Origin of the sequence: Paraburkholderia sp. J67, from assembly GCF_905220265.1 — a bacterium.
GTDB lineage: Bacteria > Pseudomonadota > Gammaproteobacteria > Burkholderiales > Burkholderiaceae > Paraburkholderia.
On record NZ_CAJMZK010000033.1, the window covers coordinates 1 to 19,874 of the forward strand.

Consider the following 19,874-nt stretch of genomic DNA (forward strand, 5'->3'; position numbering starts at 1 on the left):
CTGTTGCACGGCGTAGGCCGTCGCGATGTCGTCCATAGCGATAACGCCGCGCACCGGTTCGATCACGGCGCGCGAGGCTTCGGCTTCGCGCAGGCGGGCGGCCAGCGCCGCGACGTGTTGAGGATCGGTCATACCGTTCTCCTGGTTAAAGCGTTCAGACCGCCGCAGCGCGAGCGGGCGTGGCATGCATGGTGGCGAAGCCGGCGATCCATTCGGGAATCGCGCGGTAATAGTCGAGCGTTGCGCGATACGGGCCGTACGCCGCGAGCACGCCGAACGCGGCCACCCACGTGCGGATCTCGTGCGCCGACTTGCCCCCGTCGCGCGTGATAGCGGCATTGGTCATGCCGTCCACGGCGGTCAACTCGCCGGAGGCGAGGCGTTCGAGAAACGCGCGATCCCATTCGGGATTGAGCGGATGCAAATGGCTGTCGCCGTTCGCGAATGCTTTCGCGGCGGCCACGGTGCGCGCCTGACGCGCATCGCGCGATTCGGCCGAAGGGTTGCGGCCCGCGATCAGGCGTTCCGCCACTTCAGGCGTGGCGCCAAACAACTCGGGCACCGGCGGTTCGTGCGAGATGCCGCCCGAGCCCACCACCAGCACACGCTTGCCGGTACGCGCCATGAAGCGACCGATGGCCTCGCCAAGCAGGCGCGCACGGCGCAACGTCGCCATCGGCGGCGCCACGGAGTTGATGAAGACAGGGATCACCGGATAGCGATCGAGACCGCCCGTGAGCACTTCAAGCGCCTGCGCGCAACCGTGATCGACCTGCATGCGGTACGACAGCGCGACATCGATATCGGCGGCGAGTACGTCTTCGGCCAGCGCGTAAGCGAGGTCTTCAGGCACGGGCAGCGTGCCCGCCAGGCTCTTGAAATCGCCGATCGCCTGCGCCTTCGCGCCAATGCAGAACGGCGGCATCACATCGTAGAAGAAGCCATTGAAGTGATCGGGTGCGAACGCAACGATCAGATCGGGCTGGAACGCCTCGACGCGCTCGCGGGCCGCGCGGCCCACGCGCTCGACTTCGGCGACCACGTCCGGCATCGGATCGAAGTAGCCGTGCAGCGGCGTGTGCGAGAGACATTCAAGGTGGATCGGCATGCTGGGGTTCAAGGTGCGGCTCCTGTTCATGCTTGCGCGGTGCGGGCGACAGCAACGTTGCCGCGCGCCGGGCGCGATTGCGGGGTCGTGGCTGCGCTCGTCTCGCGCACCGCGCTATCGGTCGCGCCGAGCTTGCCCGCGAGTTCCACGATGGCGTCCGAGACCTGCTGCGGCGAGCACACACCCGCCACGAAGCGATCCGGGCGCAGCAACACGACCGATTCCGGCAGGCGGCTGAACCAGTCCTTCAGGCGACCTTGCACGTCGCCAAGCGCGAGCACGCCTTCGGGCACATCGTCGGCATAGTCGAGTTGAACGTCGGGCTTAACGAATACGAAACGCGCACCCAGACGCTCCCACAGCGCGCGCGCCTGGGGCGTGAGGCCGAACGTGGGGTCCGCGCCCCAGGCGAGCACCGCGAAGCCATTGCCGATCGCATCGTCCAGACGCACGACACGGCCATCGGTCAGACGCACGCGCGGCTGAATGAACATGCGGCCCACCGGCGACGCCGCGAGCGGATCGCGGCCATAGGCCAGCCGTCCGATCAACGAATCGCGCTTCTGGCTCATGAGACCCAGCAAGCGTCCCGGCGCCGAATTGCCCGAGCCTTCGAGCACGCGCGCGAGCCATCCGCCCGTTTGCTTCGGCGGCGGCAAGAGCACGAGGCCCGCTTCGTAGCGCGGCATCGGCTTGAAGCGCATCTCCACGAAGTAGCGCTTCACTGCAGGGAACACGTTCATCGACTTCACGAACACATCGCGAAAGCGCGCGCCGAAACGCGTGGCCGGCGCGAAGATATCGCCCGCGACTTCGGAGAGGTGAATCATCGAGCGAGCATGTGCGCGGCGCTCGACGGTATAGGTATCGAGCAGGCGGCCATCGGCCTGGCCCTTCGCGACCATCGCGAGCTTCCAGCCCAGATTGTTGGCGTCGCGAATGCCGCTGTTGTAGCCCTGGCCCTGCCACACCGGCATGATGTGCGCGGCGTCGCCCGCCAGCAGCACGCGGTCCACGCGGAAGGTTTCAGCCAGACGCGCGTTGTGCGTATAGACGCGCTTGCGGATGTAATCGACCTTGTCCGGGTCGGCGACTACCTTGCGGATCAGCGCGGCCATGTTTTCCGGCTTCGACAGTTCTTCCTCGGTCTCGCCGGGCATCACCATGAATTCGAAGCGGCGAATGCCGTGCGGCAGCGCCGCGGAAACATACGGGCGCTCGTGATCGCAGTGCATATAGATATGCGGCGAGCCGATCGGATCGTTGCGCACGTCCACCACGATCCACTGATTCGGCTTGGTACGGCCTTCGAAAGGCACGTTCAGCGCGCGGCGCACAAAGCTATTGCCGCCGTCCGCGCCCACCATATAGGCCGCGCGAATCGTGCGGCGCGAGCCATCCGCGCTGGTCACGTCGATCGACACGCCCTGCGTATCCTGCGCGAAGCCACTCACGCTGTGACCGAACAAGACCTCGACGTGCTCGAAGCGCGCGAGCCCTTCGTAGAGCACGCGATCCGCGAGCGGCTGAATAAAGGCGTTGCGGCGCGGCCAGCCGAATTCGTCGGTGCGCGGCTCGATGGACGCGAAGCAATGGCCGTCCTTCGTGACGAAGCGCATCCAGTGGTCGGGCGTGGTGTGCGGCAGCAGTGCATCGGCGAGACCGATCGACTGGAACACGCGCAATGCTTCGTCGTCCAAACCAATCGCGCGCGGATAGTCGATAATCTGTTCGAGCTTTTCGACGAGCGTGACGCGCACGCCTTGCAGACCGAGAATATTGGCGATCATCAGGCCAACGGGGCCTGCGCCGATGATGGCGACGTCGGTGACGTGCTGGCGCGGACGGGAATCGTCCGCCACTACGGGAGGGGTGTTCATGTTGTCTCCGAATCGGCCGCCCTTGTCAGGACGATCTCTTGCAACTCATGGAAGCGAGTCTAGAGTCGTCACGACACGCGCTCAACAATTTGAGAGAAATGTGCATAGAATGCACATGATTGATTTATAAGAGATTTTTTATGACGAAGTATGCAAACGTGCGGGGGCTCGCGCGCGGCCTGCAGGTACTGCGAGCGCTCAACGCGATGGAAAACGGGCGCGCGACCAGTCAGCAACTGAGCGAGGCCACGGGCCTGCATCGCACGACGGTGCGGCGTTTGCTGGAGACGCTGGTGGAGGAAAACCTCGTGCGGCGCAGCGCGTCGGACGATAGCTTTCGACTGACGATGGATGTGCGCGCCCTGAGCGAAGGTTTCACGGACGACGAACTGATCGCCACGATCGCGCCACCCATCATGGGCCAGATGATGCAGCGGGTCGTGTGGCCGTCCGACCTCACGACACCCGACGGCGACGCAATGATCATCCGCGAGACCACGCACCGCTTCAGCCCGTTGTCGTTTCACCGCTCGATGGTGGGCCGCCGCTTGCCCATGCTGATCACGGCGGCGGGCCGCGCCTACTTCGCGATGTGTCCGGAAGCCGTACGCGAAGATATCCTCGATCTCTTGCGCGCAGGCGCCGGCGGCGAGCAGCAGCAGAAGCTGGCCGCGGATGCGGCGTTCATCCGCAATCTCGTGCGACAGACGCATGCGGACGGCTTCGGCTCGAATCACGGCGACTGGGCCGACCAGCGCAAGATCGGCGCGCTGGCGGTAGCAATCAGCGCGCAGGGGCGCGTGATCGCGAGCCTCAACGTGATCTACCTGGAGCAGGCGATCAACCCGGCGGAAGCCGTGCGGCGCTTCGTGCCCGAATTGCAGCGCGCGGCGCAGGAGATGGAGACGGCATTGGAGGCCGCCGAGGACGGCACGAAGCGCCAGACTCCCTAGGCCAGAAAGCGCGTCCCAAAAGTTTTTTCAACAATTTGCGAAAAACGCTTGCAAGGCTGCGGGGGCCTCTCTATAATTCGCGCTCTCAACAGGCTCGTAGCTCAGTTGGTTAGAGCACCACCTTGACATGGTGGGGGTCGTTGGTTCGAATCCAATCGAGCCTACCAACGAATAAGCAGTACCGCGCGGCTCAGTTCGCTGCGCAATGACAATGCCGCACTCCTTCACAGGACTGCGGCATTTTCTTTTTGTCCGCGCCCTGGGCGAAGGCGCGTATCACACGTTTCGCGTGCCTCAATCGAGCGCCTTGTCGTTCGGATGCGCGAACAGATCCTTCATCTGCTGCGAAAGCGGATAGTCGAGATTCATGCCGGTCGGCGGAATCGGCTGCGTAAACCACTTCGTATAAAGCTTCGCCATCTCGCCCGAGGTTTGCATCTTCGCGACCGTTTCGTCCACGAGCGCCTTGAATTGCGGATCGTCGCGGCGGAGCATGCACGCGTAATTCTCTGAAACCGGCGGCGTGCCCGTCACGACGTAATCTTGCGGCGCCTTCGTCTTGGCGCGCTCGCCGTAGAGCAGCGGTTCGTCCATGACGAACGCCACGGCGCGTCCGGTCGTCACGTTGAGGAACGATTCGGCGTGGTCTTTCGCGCTGATGATCGTCATGTTCATGTGCTTCTCTTCGTTCATCTTGCGCAGCATGCGTTCATCCGACGTGCCCGCCGTTGTCGCCACGGTTTTACCCGCGAGATCGGGGAAGTCCTTCACGCCCGAATCCTTGCGCGTGATAAAGCGGATGCCATACAGAAAGATGCTGTTCGAAAAAGCAGCCTGATTCTGGCGCTCGAACGTATTGGTGGTCGAGCCGCATTCGAGGTCGATGGTGCCGTTCTGCATGAGCGGGATGCGGTTCTGCGAGGTGATCGGAATCGTCTTGACCTTGAGGTTCGGCGTGTTGGTCTTCTGCTTGATCTCATCGACGATCTTTAGCGCGATCTCCTGCGAGTAGCCGATCACGTTTTGATTCTGGTCGTAGTACGAAAATGGAATCGACGATTCGCGCGTGCCGAGCACAATCACGCCGCTGTCGTGCACTTTCTTGAGCGTGCCCGTGAGTTCGTCCGCGTGGGCCGCGCCCGTCAATGCGGCGAGCGTGAAGAGGCCCAGCGCCGCGATCGTTTTCCTTGTCTTCATCGTGCTCTTCTCCAGGTTTCGTGCCATGTGAAAGTGTTTAGCGGTTTGGCGCGAACGCCTCGCCGTTCAGCGGCAAGGTGCGCTGCGCCAGCAGGTCGGCCAGCAGTTGCGCGCTGCCGCAGGCAAGCGTGAAGCCTAGCGCGCCATGCCCAGTGTTCATCCAGAGATTGCGGAAGTGCGTCGCGCCGATCAGCGGCTTGCTGTCCGGCGTGGCAGGACGCATGCCGGTCCATGTCTGGATCGCGCCATAGTCGCCCGCGTCGGGAAAGGTCTCGCGCGCCTGACGCGTGAGCAGTGCGATACGCGCATGATCGGCCCGGGCATTCATGCCCGTGAGATCGACCATGCCCGCAATGCGCAAGCGCTCGCCGAGCGGCGCATAGACCACCTTGTGATGCGCGTCGGTGACCGAGACGCGCGGCGCGCCCTGCGCATGCGCGTTCGGCAACGTGAGGCTGTAGCCCTTGAGCGGATACACCGGCACGCTTACGCCCAGCGAACTCAGCAAAGGCTGGCTCTGAATGCCCAGACACACGACAAACGCATCCGCCTCGATCTCGCCCGCCGAGGTCACGACCGCCTCCACACGCTTACCTTTGGTTCGGAGTCCGGAAAATTCGGTAGCGAGCCGCAAATCGACGCCATCACGCTGCGCCGCGCGGGCGAGCCCGCGCGTGAAGCTGTCGCAATCGCCGGCTTCCTCGCCTGGCGTGTGAATCCCGCCCGCGATTTCACCGCCGATATGCGCGAGCGCCGGTTCGAGCGCGACGCACGCAGCGCCGTCGAGCGCATGCTGCTCGCAGCCCAGTTGCGCCTGATAGTCGGCCTGACGACGCGCGCCCTCGAAGCCGTCGCGGTCGCGAAACACCACGAGCTTGCCGTTGCGCACATAGTCGAAGGCGATCGATTCGCGCGCAACGATCTCGTGAACGAGGCGCTGGCTCAAGAAACCCAGACCGAGCAGTTCCGCCGTGGTCGCGCGGCTGCGGGCGCGCGTGCAGGCGCGCAGGAAAGCGGCGCACCAGTGCCATTGGCGCGGGTCCAGACGCGGCACGAAACGCAGCGCGGAGTCGCGCGAGAAGAGCCATTGCGGCAGTTTCGGCAACACCGAAGGGTCCGCGAGCGGCGCCACGTAGTTGTAGCTCAGCTGGCCGCCGTTGGCGTGGCTGGTCTCCCGCGCCACGTCCGCATGACGCTCGACGAGCGTTACCTGATGTCCATCGCGGGCGAGAAAATACGCAGTGGTGACACCGATCACCCCGCCGCCCAGCACGCAAATTCGCATATCCCGTCGTTCTCGCTAGTTCTCTTGTGTTCTCTGGCCGCCCCGGCGGACCAAGGCGTCAGTCTCGCCGGGCAAAAACAGGAACTCAATTGCGAATCAATCGGGGGATATAACCTCAGGTTAAGTTGAACCCAGGCAAAGCTCAGGCGAACGCCTCTGCATGTGCGGACGCGCCGCCGGCCAGGTGGAACACGGAAACAGCGTCGCGCAGCGCGTCGGCCTGCGACTCCAGCGACTGCGCTGAAGCCGCCGCCTCCTCCACGAGCGCCGCGTTGCGCTGCGTGACCTCGTCGATCTGCGCGACGGCGCGATTGACCTGCTCGATGCCGTCGCTCTGCTCGTGCGTCGCCGCCGTGATTTCGCCCATGATGTGGCTCACGCGCGCGACGGCGTCGCGCGCCTCGCCCATCGTGTGGCGCGCCTCCTCGACGAGCCGGGCGCCCGCGCCCACCGTCGCCACCGACGCGGCGATCAGTTCCTTGATCTCCTTGGCCGCCGTGCCCGAGCGCTGCGCGAGGCTGCGCACTTCCTGCGCCACCACGGCGAAACCCCGGCCCTCCTCGCCCGCACGCGCCGCTTCGACGGCCGCGTTGAGCGCAAGGATATTGGTCTGGAAGGCGATGCCTTCGATGATCCCGGTGATCTCCTCGACCCTGCGCGACGACGACGAGATGTCGCTCATCGTCTCGTTCACGCGCGCCACAACGTCGGCGCCGCGCGAGACCGTGCTGAGCGCGCCCTGTGCGAGACCGCTCGCCTCCTGTGCGCCCGCCGTGTTCTGCCGCACGGCCGCCGAAAGCTGTTCGAGACTCGCCGCCGTTTCCTGGAGGGCAGCCGCCTGCTGCGAGGTGCGGCTCGACAGATCGATATTGCCCGCTGCAATCTGGTTGGCGCCCAGCGTGATTTCCTGGGTGCTGCCGCGCACGCGCGCGACCGTGCCAATCAGCCCCTCGCGCATCTGCGCGAGCGCGCCCAGCAGTTGCCCCATCTCGTTGGTCGAGCGCACGCGCACATCCACAGTCAGATCGCCCGCGGCGATGCGCTGGAAGTGGCGGATCGCGGCATCGACGGGCTTGACCACGGCCGCCGTGAGCCCGCTCCGCGCGATCAGTCCGATCGCCACGCCCACCACGCCGATCACGCCGAACACCATGAGCGAAAGCCGGAAGCGCGCGGCGGCCGTATCGGCATCGCGCTGGACACGCGCGTCCTGCCAGTCTTCGAGCGCGTCGATGGCCTTCGCATAGGCACCGTAATAGCGGTCGGCCGTCTCGCCCTGGATCGTGCGGAAGGTGTTGAAGTCATTGTCGACGAGCGCCTTGTACTCGGGTTCGAGCGCCTGCTCGACGAGCGCCGTGCGCGCCTGCGCGACGGCCTGCGCGAGCCGCGCCTCGTCGTTATTCGCGAACGGACCCGCGCTGTAGCGCGCGAACTCCTTGTTCGAATCGGCGAGTACCTTGTGCGCCTGATCGAGCATGCCCTCGGTGGACTTGCCCACGCTGAAGAGCGTCTCGTAGCCGCCCAGCGCGAGCCGCACTTGCAGCAGACGCTCCGAACTGGTCTTGAGTTCGGCGAGCGACTGCGCGCTGTGCTGCGTGTCGAGCAGGCTCTCGTTGGTCAGCTTGAGCGCGCCGTAAGCCACGCCGATCACGGCCAGCAGGAAGGCAACGAAAATGCCGATGACGAGGGTAAGTCCTCCGCGAATGGTGATATTCCTGAGCATGTGGTCCGGTCTCCTGGCGTTTTTATCTGCGTTCTGTACGGCTTCTTCTTGCTTGTATGGCGTACTGGCGACTTACGTTTTCGTGCGCTTCGCCCCGTCCTATCGGCAGGCGCGCGGCTATCCCGCATAGGGGATATCCATGATGCCGATGCGGGTAGCGCGCCGGGCGCTCACGCGTTTCGTGCTATCGTTTTCCTTTCGTTTTGTTGACTTGCGCGGCTTTTCAGGCGCGGCTCGCCCAGCGTTTTACGCTGCGGCCCCGTGACCTCAGCCCTGGCGACTCGCTCCCTTTTGCCCTGAAACGGGCCGCGCCGGGTCCTCCCCGCTTCAATCCGCTTCGACGTTTCTCTCGACCATGTCCGACCTTTCCTCGCCGCTGGCGCGCGCGCCGCGCCGTCTCGACTCCATCAATCCCAAGCCGCTTGCCCTTGCACTGTTGCTCGTCGCGCTCGGCGCCATTTACCTGGCGCAAACGGTCAGTGCACGCCAGGCCGCGCTCTACGTCGTGGGCGCGCTGCTCGGCATGACGCTCTATCACGCGGCGTTCGGTTTCACCTCGGCGTGGCGCGTCTTTATCGCCGACGGTCGCGGCGCGGGCCTGCGCGCGCAGATGGTCATGCTCGCCATCGGCGTGTTGCTGTTCTTTCCCGCTCTTGCAGCGGGATCGCTGTTCGGGCATCCCGTGGTTGGACTCGTGTCGCCCGCGGGCACATCGGTGATCGTCGGCGCGTTTATCTTCGGCATCGGCATGCAGCTGGGCGGCGGTTGCGCCTCGGGCACGCTCTATACCGTGGGCGGCGGCAGCACGCGCATGGTCGTCACGCTGATCGCGTTCATCGTCGGCTCGGTGGTCGCCACTGCGCACATGCCGTTCTGGACTTCGATGCCGCAACTCAAGCCAGTCTCGCTCGTCAACACGTTGGGCGTCGCGCCCGCGATCGTGCTCAATCTCGCCGTGTTCGCGGCGATCGCCGCGCTCACCGTCGCGATCGAAAAGCGTCGTCACGGCCGCCTCGTCAATCAGCCGGAGCGCGCGCCGCACACCTCGCCGTGGCTGCATGGTCCGTGGCCGCTGCTGGCCGGCGCCGTTGCGCTCGCGGTGCTGAATTTCGCCACGCTCGCGCTTTCGGGCCGGCCGTGGGGCGTGACGTCGGCATTCGCGCTGTGGGGCGCCAAGGGTTTCGCCGCGCTCGGCATCGACGTGGCGAACTGGAAATACTGGATGGCCGGCCCGAATGCGGCAGCGCTCGCCGCGCCCGCCAGCCACGACGTCACCACGGTGATGGATATCGGCATCGTGCTGGGCGCGATGGCCGCAGCTTCGCTCGCGGGCCGCTACGCGCCCGTGTGGCGCATTCCGTTGCGCTCGCTCGCGGCGGCCGTGATCGGCGGGCTGCTGCTGGGTTATGGTGCCCGGCTCGCGTATGGCTGCAATATCGGCGCGTATTTCAGCGGGATCGTCTCGGGCAGCCTGCACGGCTGGCTGTGGCTCGTGTGCGCGTTCGCGGGGAATGTGGTCGGCACGCGGCTGCGCCCGATGTTTGGCTTAGAGGTGGAGCGGGTGAAGAATACGGGGTGCTAAGCAATATTTGCTGGCAGATTTCCTGTCAAAAATAAAGGGCAAGGCCTCACGCCTTGCCCTTTTTCATTGCACGACGCTCAACCACCGCGCCGCGCAATTCGACTCGCTTGTTGCGCGCGTCCTTAGATCTTCAAACGCGTAACCTTGGTGCCCGCGAGCGAGACGTCGGCCATCAGGCCCGCGTTGGTCATCACGAAGACTTCGACCGGGTGCGTCGCCGTGTTGGTATCGACTGCGCCATTCGCGCCGACCGTCACGAGCGCAACCGACGCATCGGCGCCCGCTGCCCAGCCATCCGTCGCGCGGAATTTCTCGAGCGAGTCCTGGGTCATGAAGCAGAAGATGATGGCCTTCGACTGCGCACCGGCTTGCAGGCCCACCGAGCCCGAAACCGTGCTGTAGTAGCCCGACGTTGCGCCGCCCACGCGCAGCGCGCCTTCGCCGTACTGTGCGCCGACGATAAAGCCGGCTTGCAGCACCGACGGGAACACGAGTACGCCGCGCGACTTCGCGACCAGCTCGCGCGAACCCTTGACCGTCGAGTACAGCTTCGTCATGGCGTCATCGACGTTGGCGTCGATCGACTGGCGCTTCGACATATCGGTCGCAGCGTTGGAGGAATTGCCCGTGGTGGTACAGCCTGCGAGCGCCAAACCGCCGGAGGCGAGCGCGGCGGCTGCCGAAAGCATGAAGTTGCGTCGTTGCATGTCGTTATCTCCACACGAATAAGAGTTTGCGAAGAGAGACAGCAAACGGCGTGCCCGACCCCAAACCGGCGTCACACCAGCGTTCCCTCTCCCGCGAGCGAAGGTGACGGCGCATCGCCAACCTCCACTTGCCGCCGATTGTGCCCGATTTACGAGATACGAGCGCTCAAGCGTCGCAAACCTGTGCCCAACAGAAGAAAGGCGCCCGAAGGCGCCTCGTGTGGAAAAGTTGCAAGCGCGCTACGCGCGCTATTCGACAATCACGGCGTAGTGGCTTGCCATGAAGGATCGGGATCGAAGCTCTTGAGCGCAGCGGCCGTTTTCGCACCGTTCGGCCCGAGGTTCTTCTGATAGAGCTTGCCGTCCTGATTGACGATAAAGCTCATCACCCCGGTTTTGCCGTACTGCGCCGGCCAGGCCACGAGTGCAAAGCCCTTGCTCAGTTCGCCGTTTTCCACGTAGCTTTGCGCGCCGCCGTCCGCGTGCGCGCCCTGCGCCGTGAGGATGCGGAAGTGGTAGCCGTGGTAGCCCTCCTGTTGCGCGACCTTCGCATTGCGCTGCATGACTTCGGCAAGCGGGCCGAGCGGACTTTCGGCCTCGCCCGGCGCAACCGGCCAGTAGAGGCCGTCATGCGTGCCGGGCGTGCTCACGATACGCTGCGCGTAGTGTTGTGTGAGCTTGCGATAGTCATTCTGCGCATCGACATAGGCCAGCGACGAGAGCATGGCCGCGCGCTCATTGCGGCCGATACGCCGGGTGAGCACTTCGGCCGCGCCTTCGCGCGGATCGAAGCGCCAGCCACTACCGTTTTGCACGATCGGAATGGGCAGCGTCCAGCCGCTGTCGCCGACGACCAGATGCGCACTGGCCTTGCCCGCAACAGGCGTGGCGTCCTGCTCGATCTGATGCCCCTTGGCCCAGGCGCCGAGGAAGTCGTCGATGTCTTCCCGACCGATGTTCTGCGTGGGGATGAAGTGCTGGAAGTTACTGCCGAGCACGTGCTTCATCGCTTCGTGGTCGTTGCTGGAGAGCGCGTTGGTGAAGGCTTGCGCCGCAGCGTCGGGCGTGGGATACACGGCTTGCGCCGCGGCCACGCCCGCACCGGGCACGGACAGCAACGCGGGTGCGGCGAACAGCGAGAACGCCAGCACCGCGGTGAGCCGGGCGAGCCCGGCAGGCCGCGTGCCTCGTGGCAGGCGGCGTGCGTGAGTACGGATCATCGCGAGACTCCTATAGAGATTCAACGGCGGCCAAAGTGGCGTTCGCCGCCACCGCCCGCGCCCATGCGGCCACCACCACCGCCGCCACCGCCACCAAACCCGCCTCCGCCACCACCAAACGAGCCACCACCACCACGGTTCTGGAACGACTGGCGGCTTTGCTGGCCGCGTTGGGCGTCGGCGCGCGCGTTATTGCCGTCACCGGCGCCGCGCAGCGCGTTGTCGCGATTGGCGTTCTGCGCGCGATTGTTGAGATCGTTCTGGCGGTTGGCGTTCTGCGTGCGGTTGTTGAGGTCGTTCTGCCGATTGCCGTTTTGCGTGCGGTTGTTCAACTCGTTGCCGCGATTGGCGTTCTGCGTGCCGTTCGCACCGGGACCGCCCGCACCTGGCCGGCTGCCCGTGCCGCCGTGCTGGATGTTCTGCAACCGCTGACTGGCATTGCCGTTCATGTTCTGGCCAGTGCGGTTCTGCAAGGTCTGCGCAGCTTGCTGGCGCGACTGGTCATAGCCGCGGAACTGGTTACGCTGACCGTTCAGGTTCGCGTGATTCTGGTTGAAGTTCTGGCGCCGCTCCACATTGGCGTTGCGGTTCCAGTTGGTCGTGCCGCCATTGGTGTTGATGCGGTTGTTGACGTTGATGTTGTTGTAGCGATTGACGTTGATGTTCACGTCATGCGAGCCCCAACCGAAGCCGCCCCACAAGGAGTTGGCCACCGCAATACCCGCGCCGAACGCGAGCCCGGTGGCGAAACCCGCAGCGATCGCGTAGCCCGGAGGCGGCGGCATGTACACCGGCGGATAGGCAGGATAAGGCCACGCGCCATACACCACGGTGGGGTTGTAAGTCGGCACGTAGACCACCTGCGGGTTGGCCGGCTCGATCACGATCGTCTGCGTGGTGGTGGTGTTCGCCGCCGGCTGCACCACGACCTTCTGCTGTTCGTTCGACTTGAGATGGCCGGCCTTCTGCGCCTGCGCGCGCAGGCGTTGCACCGAATCCATCACGTCGTTCGGCTGGGCGAGAAACGCGTCGCCGATCTGCGCCACCCAGTCGGGTTTGGAATCCATCGTGGCCAGCACCTGCGGAAACGCCACGAGCGATTGCACGCTGGGGTCCCAGGGCTGCGAGGCAACGGCCTTCACGGCGTCGTCGCCCTGCATCTTGGGATTGGCCTTGGACCATTGGGCCGCCGCCTGCACGTCCTGCGGGAAAGTTGCGGCCATCAGCACCTGCGCGAGCAGCGCGTCGGGATACAGCGCGATGGGCGCGGTGAGTGAATCGAGTTGCTGGCTGGAAAGATGCGCCGCGCTCTGCGCGAGCGCGGCCGTCGGCCCGGCGGGGCCGACGAACAGCGGTGCGGCCGCGAGCGCGGCGCACATGAGCCAGGCAGCATGCTGGCGTACACCGGACGATTTCACGAATCGGTCCTCCTCGTTGCGGTTGGGTCTTTTTCAGGACCTCGAATAACAAGGCCCCTGCTTGCGCGCGAACGTTTGCTTATGAGTCACGCGCTCAACTGCGATGCGACGTCGTGCAACGTACTAGCGGCAAAATATCGGGGTATGACTCGAAGTGTCAATCTTCGATTCGTTAAAATTTGTCCGTGTTCAAAAGCGCATCAATAACCGCCAACGTATCGGAATGCGAAACAATCTGTAGCGCATTCAAAGACACTTTCATTTTTACTTTCTTCATTAATGTGTGGCGCTTTCCGGCTGCTTTCGCGACGGGTTCAGATGCATGCGGACGAAGCCCACGTGTTCGCGCAGCACATAGAACGCGTCGGCATAGGCGAGCGGCATGCGCAGCGTGTTGAGCGAGCCTTCGATCTCGTCGAGTTCGGCAACGAGCGCCTGGCGCTCTTCCTCGCTCGTGTGCTTGAGCGCGTCGCGTTCGATGGCGATCAGCGCGCCGTAATAGCGATAGATGCGCGAGCGCACGCGCCAGCGATACATCGCCGGAATCGCGCGCAACGCGGGAAACACGAGCACGGCAAGCGGCAACAGCAGCACGAGCAGCCGGTCCGCGACGCTTGCGAGCCAGAATGGCAACGTGCGATAGAGAAAGCTCTTGCCCGACCGGTAGTAACGAGTGGCGTCCTCGCTGATGCGGAAATCGTGCGCTTCGGCACTCGGAAACTGACCCGCGCGTTGTAGCAGACCAGGTACGCCATTGACTTCGCTCGCGGCTTCGATGATGAGATCGGAGATCGCCGGGTGCAGCGTGTTACGCGCGACGATCTCCACGGTCGGCCCAACCAGATGCACGGTCTGAGGCGGCACGCGGCGGCGCAGATCGAGCACGCCAGGCGGCAGATCGATACCCTCGAGATAAGGAAAAATGCGCGTGTAGGCAGAGGCTTCCTCGAAGCTCATCACCGAGATGCCCGGTATGTTGAGCAGACGCAGCATGAGCGTGCGCGTGGTGGAGTCGCCGCTCAGCATGGCGGCATCGGCGCGATCGGAAACGAGCGCGGTTGCCGCGTCCATCCCGTCGAGCGGCAGGAAGGTCGCGTCGCCGCCGGGGTCCATGCCGTTCGCGTGCAGCAGTTTCAGCGACAGCTCGCGCGTGCCGCTGCCCACGCGGCCGATGGCGATGCGCTTGCCGTCAAGCTCGGAAAGCTGCGTGAGTCCCGAGCCGCGATAGAACACGATGATCGGCAGATAGGCCACGCTGCCGAGTGACATGAGCGTATGCGTGTCCATGCCTTCGGCCACGCCACCCTGCACGAAGGCGAGATCGACATGCGATTTGGGATTGAGCAGGCGTTGAAGATTTTCGACCGAGCCGTCCGATTCGAGAATCTTGAGCTTCACGCCGTTGCGCGCGAGGATCGTGCGATACGCCTGCGCCATCTGCATGAACGAGCTGTCGCGCGGGCCCGCGCTGATGGTGATCGAGCGCGGCGGCGCAGGATCGACGAGCCACACGACTAGCGCGATCACGGCAATGCAGAACAGCGCGACCGGCAACGTGGTGAGCGCGATATCGCGCCACGCAGGGTGCGAAGGGTCGCGCATGAAGTGAGGCAAGGGCGGACGATGTCGTTTCATGAGAACCCGGCGGCGCTGCGTCGAACTCTGGAAACTGCATCATGCCATTTTCGCGTCAGATCGGGACGCTGGTGTTTGCGCGGATGGCCCGGCGCCTATGCGCCAGCACTGAAAGCGATGTAAGCACGTCCGCGCCCTGGCTTGGCTTCGTTGATGCGATGCGCGCTCAGGCTGCCGCTTTGGTCAGCGCGAACAGTTCCGTGCGCAATGCCTTCGCGCGGTCGCGCTTCATGTACTGCTCGAATTCGGCCTGGGCGTCTTGCCAAAGCGCATGCGCCTTGTCGTAGCGCCGCAGCCCGCCCGCCGATAGCCGATACACCAGCGTGCGCGTATCGTGCTCGGCCGCCGCCGTGAGCACGAGGCCATCACGCTGCAAGGGCTTGAGCGCACGCACGAGCGTGGTGCGGTCCATCACGAGATCGTCGGAGAGTTCGGCGGCGGTGGCGTCGGGACGACCCGCGAGACGCGAGAGTATCGTGAACTGCGCGGCCGTCACGCCCGCCTGCGAAAGGTGACGCTCGTAAAGCTGCGTGACGAAGCGCGCGGCCTGCCGCAGCGCAAAACAGTTGCATTCCTCGCGCGTCACTCGCTTCGTCATCGCCATTCACCTTCTGTTGCTTCGGTCGTCGTCATGGGCGCGCCTTACCGCCCGCGCCCGGCCATCATACTTTCTCGAGCGCCAGCGCGATACCCTGGCCGCCGCCGATGCACAAGGTCACCACGCCGCGACGCACGCCGTCACGCTGCATCGACCAGGCAAGACGGGTCGTGAGGATCGCGCCCGTTGCGCCGATCGGGTGGCCGTGCGCGATCGCGCCGCCTTCGACGTTGACCACGTCGTCGGGGATGCCCAGTTGCTTCATCACCGCGAGCGGCACCGCCGCGAAGGCTTCGTTGATCTCGAAGCGCTCGACGTCGCCGAGTGACCAGCCCGCGCGCTGCAAGGCGAGTTGCACGGCCGGCACCGGGCCAAGGCCGAACATGCCCGGCTCCACGGCCGCCACGCCCCACGAGACGAGCCGCACCATCGGCGCGAGGCCGTGCGCTTCGGCGAAGCCGCGTTCGGCTACCAGCATCGCCGCCGCCGCGCTATTGAGGCCCGGTGCGTTGCCTGCGGTGATCGTGCCGTCCGCGCGGAACGCGGGCTTGAGCTTCGCGAGCGCTTCGAAGGTGGTGTCGGGACGCGGCGCCTCATCGGTATCGAAGCGCTCCACGCCCTTGCGGCCCTTCACTTCCACCGCAACGATCTCTTCCTTGAAGCGCCCCGCCGCCTGCGCGGCAGCAAAACGCTGCTGAGAACGCGCGGCCCAACGATCCTGCTCTTCGCGCGTGAGCTCCGCTTTGGTCACGAGGTCTTCGGTATGCCAGCCCGAATGCTGACCCGAGAACGCATCGACCAGCCCGTCGCGCAACATGCTGTCGTGCACCTCGGCGTTGCCCATGCGATAGCCCCAACGCCCGCCGTCGAGCAGATAAGGCGCGCGGTCCATGTTCTCCATGCCGCCTGCCAGCGCAACATCGGCGAGGCCGAGCAGGACTTCCTGCGCTGCGCTCGCCACTGCCTGCGCGCCCGAGCCGCACACCCGGTTCACCGTGAGCGCGGGCACGTTGACCGGCACGCCGCCGCCCAACTCCGCCTGGCGGGCGGGATTCATCTTGTTGCCGGCCTGTACCACATTGCCGAGCACCACCGAACCGAGCAGGGCCGGATCGAGCTTCGCGCGCGCGAGCGTTTCGCGTACTGCAACCGCGCCTAGCTCCGTCGCCGCCACGCCCTTGAGCGATCCATTAAATCCGCCGATGGCCGTGCGCACCGGCTGACACAAAACGATTTCCCGCGTTGAATTCATGCTGCCCATCGTGTTTTCTCCATGAGTTGGCAGAGAGTCTGCGTTCACTGCTTCAGTTTATGTATGCATATGCACACATTCAAAGAATTTCTTCGAGGCGGCATTCGTTACGCGTGGCATGGTTTATGTCGGCGCAGCGCGCGAGGAGCGCTCTTGCGTCCCTCGCACTTCACTTCAGACGCTCATGCGACAGCCGGAAAATCCAGCGTCGTATCGTTCACGCGATTCACGAGATTCGTGAACGTGATCGAGGCGATCGCCAGCGCCGTCTCCACGATCTGGCGCTCCGTGTAACCCGCTTCCTTGACAGCGTTCACGTCCGCTTGCGGCACCGTGCCGTGAGTGCGGACCAGCGTGCGCACGAAGCGCACCAGTTCGTCGCGCTTCGCGTCGCCGGTGGCGTCGCCCGCACGGATCGACTTCATCGCATCGGGCGACAGGCCAGCGAACTTGCCCGCCAGCGTATGCGCGGCCACACAGTAATCACAACCGGCCACCTCGCTCACCGCGAGCTTGATCGCCTCGATATCGGGCTTCGAGAGCGAACCGCCGGCCAGCACGGCTTCTACGGTCAGCATCGCGCCGAGCGCTTCGGGGCTATGCGTGCCGATGGTGGCGTAAGCATTCGGCACCTTGCCGACGGCCTTGCGGATCTTCGCGAAAATTTCGGCGGCTGCGCCGGTGGCTTCTTCGGGCTTGATGGCGGAAAGACGGGACATAATCGGCTCCTGATTTGCGCCCGGTCGCTTCGTGCGGCTGGCGCTTTGGACTGCGGTTGATCTGGTTTGGCACGCCATCGTCGATGGCATGCTGCCAGTCTAGGCGCGCAGCCCAGCGTTTTTAATGCCAGAATGGCGCGACTTCATGCTCATTCGTCTCACGCCCACGATCATGGATATCCTCAGCCGCCTACTGTCACTCATGCCCGTCGCGGGCCGCCTCGACGTGCGCTGCCACTTCGGCGCGCCGTGGCGCATCGACCAGCCCAGCGCCGAGCCGCGCGAGATGCGCTATCACGTGCTGCTGAGCGGCTCGGCCATCGTCGAAGATGCGCACGGCGCGCCCAGCGCGTTGCATGCGGGCGATATCGTCCTGTTTCCCTCCGGCGCCGCCCACCAGCTGCATGACGGCAGCGGCGCGCCGCCCACCGCCATCGAAAAGCGCGTCGAACATGGCCGCACCATCGAGACGAATCACGGCGAAGGCCATGTCGCCGACGTGCTCTGCGGCAGTTTCCTGCTGCCCGCCGTGCCACAGCGCTTGCTGCGCGAGAACCTGCCCGCGCGCCTCGTGGTGCGCAGCGCGCCCACCGGTGGGGACGCGCCCGAGCGTCTCGTGCGCCTGATCGCCCTGCTGCGCGACGAGGCGCACGAAGCCCAGCCCGGCAGCGAATCGCTCGTCAACCATCTGTCGGGCGCCCTCTTCGCGCTCACGCTGCGCTATGCGAGCCACACCGACGCGCCGCCGCGCGGCCTGCTCGCGCTCGCCCAGCGCCCGCGCCTGCAACCCGCCATCGACGCGATGTTCGACACGCCCGGCAAGCCCTGGACGCTGCCCGAGCTTGCCGAGCTTTGCCACATGTCGCGCGCGACGTTTGCGCGCCATTTCGACGAAGCGATCGGGCGTTCGGCCGCCGATGTGCTCACCGATATCCGCATGACCCTCGCGGGCCGCCTGCTTGCACAAGGCAGCCAGCCCGTCGCGGAGATCGGCGAATACGTCGGCTATCAATCCGATGCCGCCTTTCAGCGCGGCTTCAAGCGCCACGTAGGCATGACGCCCGCGCAATGGCGCGCGGCGGCACGCACCAGTGCGTAGATCCGGCAATTGATTCGGATGACAAAGCATCAACCGCCCCGGGCATTGCTCGAAGTCTGGGCGATCACGTCGCCGCTCTCGCTCCATCCGCCGCCGAGCGACCGATACAGCGCCACCGCCGCCTGCGCGCGTTCGCGTTGTGCGTCGTTGAGCAGATCGGCATCGACGAGCCAGGTTTGCTGCGCGCTCAACACATCGAGAAAATCGGCCGCGCCGCCCTTGTAGAGCTGATTCGCCAGCTTGAGCGCCTGTTCCGACGACGCCACGGCGTCATGCAACTGCTGCGTCTGCGTGGCCGTGCTCACGAGATCGGTGCGACTGTCCTCCACTTCGCGCAACGCCTGCAACATCGTCTGCTGAAGGTTCAGTTGCGATTCGCGCATGCGGCTTTCGCTCTGCTCGATATCGGCGGTGATGCGGCCTGCGTTGAAGATGGGGCTCGTCGCGCCTAACGCCGCGCTAAAGAGGTTATCGGTAAGCGTGGGCATGCCCAGATACGACGAGGCCAGCACGCCATCGGTAAGATTGAGCGAGAACTTCGGATAGCGCTCCGCGCGCGCCACGCCCACTTCCGCCGCGCGCTGCTGCACGGTCGCGTAGGCGGCCTGCACGTCGGGGCGGCGCAGCAGCGCTTCCGAAGGCAGCAATTGCGGCACGCTCGCAGGCGCGACGGGAATGGGCGCGGGCGCGGCCAGCGCCAGCTGCGCGACGGATTCGGGCGTGCGGCCCGTATAAACGGCGATCAGATTCAATTGATGTTCGACGCTGGCCTGTGCGCGCGGAATACGCGCCTGCAACTCGCTCAATTGCGTCTGGGCGCGCGCCACGTCGAGCTGGGTCGAAAGGCCGTATTGCAGCCGATCCTGCGTCAGCTTCAGCGTGTGCTGCCGTATCAATACGTTATCCTGAAGGATCTTCAATTCCGCCTGCGCCCAGCGCAGATCGACATAGGCCGACGCCGTATCGGCCGCCAGCGCGAGCCGCACCGCGTCGAGCGCGTGCTGCTGACCCACGAGATTTGCCTGCGCAGCAAGTAGATCAAGACGCTCACCGCCGAACACATCGGGCGACCAGCTCAGCGCCACGCCCGCGCCCGCCTGCTTCACGTAACCCAGCGGCGGCGGCGTGTTCTGCCGTGCATACGCGCCCTGCGCCGTGAAATCCAGTTGCGGCAGCAGCACGGCGTGCTTTTGCGTGGTGATCGACTTTGCCTGCTTCACGCGCTCCGCGGCGGCCTGCAAATCGAGGTTGCCGTCCAGCACGCTCGCGAGCAGCGTATTGAGCGTCGCGTCGTCGAATTGCGCCCACCAGGCGCGCGCGTCGATGGCGTCCTGCGGGGCGTCGATGCGCCAGGCGCCGGGCGCCGTCGATTGCACGGCGGCGGGCAGGTCGGGATGCTGAGCGGGCTGCACGGCGCAGGCGGCGAGCACGCCGGCGGCGAGTGCCGTCAGCGCGAGGCGCGCGGGCCGCAGAATAGTTCGGATGGACGTGGACATGG

16 protein-coding genes, 1 tRNA gene and 1 pseudogene are annotated in these 19,874 nt (G+C 65.2%); 4 read left to right on the forward strand and 14 right to left on the reverse strand.

Annotated elements, in window-relative coordinates:
• From U5782_RS35565 to U5782_RS35575, 3 genes and pseudogenes are all read right to left on the reverse strand, one after another.
• Nucleotides 1-132, reverse strand: a pseudogene (locus U5782_RS35565) (2-keto-4-pentenoate hydratase); the annotation flags it as partial.
• Nucleotides 133-154: 22 nt separating this feature from the next.
• On the reverse strand, nucleotides 155-1,108 hold the full coding sequence (locus U5782_RS35570; protein ID WP_322048617.1) for a 3-carboxyethylcatechol 2,3-dioxygenase: 954 nt from the start codon (nucleotides 1,106-1,108) through the stop codon (nucleotides 155-157).
• A 26-nt stretch (nucleotides 1,109-1,134) separates the two neighbouring features.
• Nucleotides 1,135-2,988 (reverse strand): bifunctional 3-(3-hydroxy-phenyl)propionate/3-hydroxycinnamic acid hydroxylase, encoded by a 1,854-nt coding sequence (locus U5782_RS35575; protein WP_322048538.1) that lies wholly within the window; start codon nucleotides 2,986-2,988, stop codon nucleotides 1,135-1,137.
• Nucleotides 2,989-3,128: 140 nt separating this feature from the next.
• Here U5782_RS35575 and U5782_RS35580 point away from each other — a divergent pair, with 140 nt between their 5' ends.
• Nucleotides 3,129-3,941, forward strand: coding sequence for a DNA-binding transcriptional regulator (locus U5782_RS35580; RefSeq protein ID WP_322048539.1), 813 nt, complete (start codon nucleotides 3,129-3,131; stop codon nucleotides 3,939-3,941).
• Nucleotides 3,942-4,031: 90 nt separating this feature from the next.
• Nucleotides 4,032-4,108, forward strand: a tRNA-Val gene (locus tag U5782_RS35585).
• A 127-nt stretch (nucleotides 4,109-4,235) separates the two neighbouring features.
• Here U5782_RS35585 and U5782_RS35590 read toward each other — a convergent pair.
• From U5782_RS35590 to U5782_RS35600, 3 genes are all read right to left on the reverse strand, one after another.
• Nucleotides 4,236-5,138 (reverse strand): glutamate/aspartate ABC transporter substrate-binding protein, encoded by a 903-nt coding sequence (locus U5782_RS35590; RefSeq protein WP_322048540.1) that lies wholly within the window; start codon nucleotides 5,136-5,138, stop codon nucleotides 4,236-4,238.
• A 37-nt stretch (nucleotides 5,139-5,175) separates the two neighbouring features.
• Nucleotides 5,176-6,423 carry a D-amino acid dehydrogenase gene (locus U5782_RS35595; RefSeq protein ID WP_322048541.1) on the reverse strand — a complete coding sequence of 416 codons (1,248 nt, stop codon included), beginning with the start codon at nucleotides 6,421-6,423 and terminating at the stop codon, nucleotides 5,176-5,178.
• Nucleotides 6,424-6,565: 142 nt separating this feature from the next.
• The gene (locus U5782_RS35600) at nucleotides 6,566-8,146 is read right to left on the reverse strand and encodes a methyl-accepting chemotaxis protein (protein ID WP_322048542.1); all 1,581 of its coding nucleotides are present in this window, start codon (nucleotides 8,144-8,146) and stop codon (nucleotides 6,566-6,568) included.
• A gap of 355 nt (nucleotides 8,147-8,501) precedes the next feature.
• Here U5782_RS35600 and U5782_RS35605 point away from each other — a divergent pair, with 355 nt between their 5' ends.
• Entirely contained in the window at nucleotides 8,502-9,728 is a 1,227-nt protein-coding gene (locus U5782_RS35605; RefSeq protein WP_322048543.1) for a YeeE/YedE family protein, read from the forward strand.
• Between the two features lie 122 nt (nucleotides 9,729-9,850).
• Here the strand turns inward: U5782_RS35605 and U5782_RS35610 are convergent, their stop codons facing one another.
• From U5782_RS35610 to U5782_RS35640, 7 genes are all read right to left on the reverse strand, one after another.
• Nucleotides 9,851-10,435 (reverse strand): YSC84-related protein, encoded by a 585-nt coding sequence (locus U5782_RS35610; RefSeq protein WP_322048544.1) that lies wholly within the window; start codon nucleotides 10,433-10,435, stop codon nucleotides 9,851-9,853.
• Nucleotides 10,436-10,695: 260 nt separating this feature from the next.
• Nucleotides 10,696-11,655, reverse strand: coding sequence for a DUF2950 domain-containing protein (locus U5782_RS35615; protein WP_322048545.1), 960 nt, complete (start codon nucleotides 11,653-11,655; stop codon nucleotides 10,696-10,698).
• Nucleotides 11,656-11,675: 20 nt separating this feature from the next.
• Nucleotides 11,676-13,073 (reverse strand): DUF3300 domain-containing protein, encoded by a 1,398-nt coding sequence (locus tag U5782_RS35620; RefSeq protein ID WP_415914464.1) that lies wholly within the window; start codon nucleotides 13,071-13,073, stop codon nucleotides 11,676-11,678.
• Between the two features lie 276 nt (nucleotides 13,074-13,349).
• Nucleotides 13,350-14,708, reverse strand: coding sequence for a TAXI family TRAP transporter solute-binding subunit (locus U5782_RS35625; protein WP_322048546.1), 1,359 nt, complete (start codon nucleotides 14,706-14,708; stop codon nucleotides 13,350-13,352).
• A 166-nt stretch (nucleotides 14,709-14,874) separates the two neighbouring features.
• Entirely contained in the window at nucleotides 14,875-15,306 is a 432-nt protein-coding gene (locus tag U5782_RS35630) for a MarR family winged helix-turn-helix transcriptional regulator (RefSeq protein ID WP_322048547.1), read from the reverse strand.
• Between the two features lie 64 nt (nucleotides 15,307-15,370).
• Complete coding sequence (locus U5782_RS35635) at nucleotides 15,371-16,558, reverse strand: thiolase family protein (protein ID WP_322048548.1); 1,188 nt, start codon at nucleotides 16,556-16,558, stop codon at nucleotides 15,371-15,373.
• 182 nt (nucleotides 16,559-16,740) lie between these two features.
• Nucleotides 16,741-17,277 (reverse strand): carboxymuconolactone decarboxylase family protein, encoded by a 537-nt coding sequence (locus tag U5782_RS35640; protein ID WP_322048549.1) that lies wholly within the window; start codon nucleotides 17,275-17,277, stop codon nucleotides 16,741-16,743.
• Between the two features lie 145 nt (nucleotides 17,278-17,422).
• On the opposite strand from U5782_RS35640, the gene U5782_RS35645 reads away from it, so the two are divergent.
• On the forward strand, nucleotides 17,423-18,376 hold the full coding sequence (locus tag U5782_RS35645; RefSeq protein WP_322048550.1) for an AraC family transcriptional regulator: 954 nt from the start codon (nucleotides 17,423-17,425) through the stop codon (nucleotides 18,374-18,376).
• 29 nt (nucleotides 18,377-18,405) lie between these two features.
• Here U5782_RS35645 and U5782_RS35650 read toward each other — a convergent pair whose 3' ends face one another.
• The gene (locus U5782_RS35650; protein ID WP_322048551.1) at nucleotides 18,406-19,872 is read right to left on the reverse strand and encodes an efflux transporter outer membrane subunit; all 1,467 of its coding nucleotides are present in this window, start codon (nucleotides 19,870-19,872) and stop codon (nucleotides 18,406-18,408) included.
• Nucleotides 19,873-19,874 lie beyond the last annotated feature (2 nt).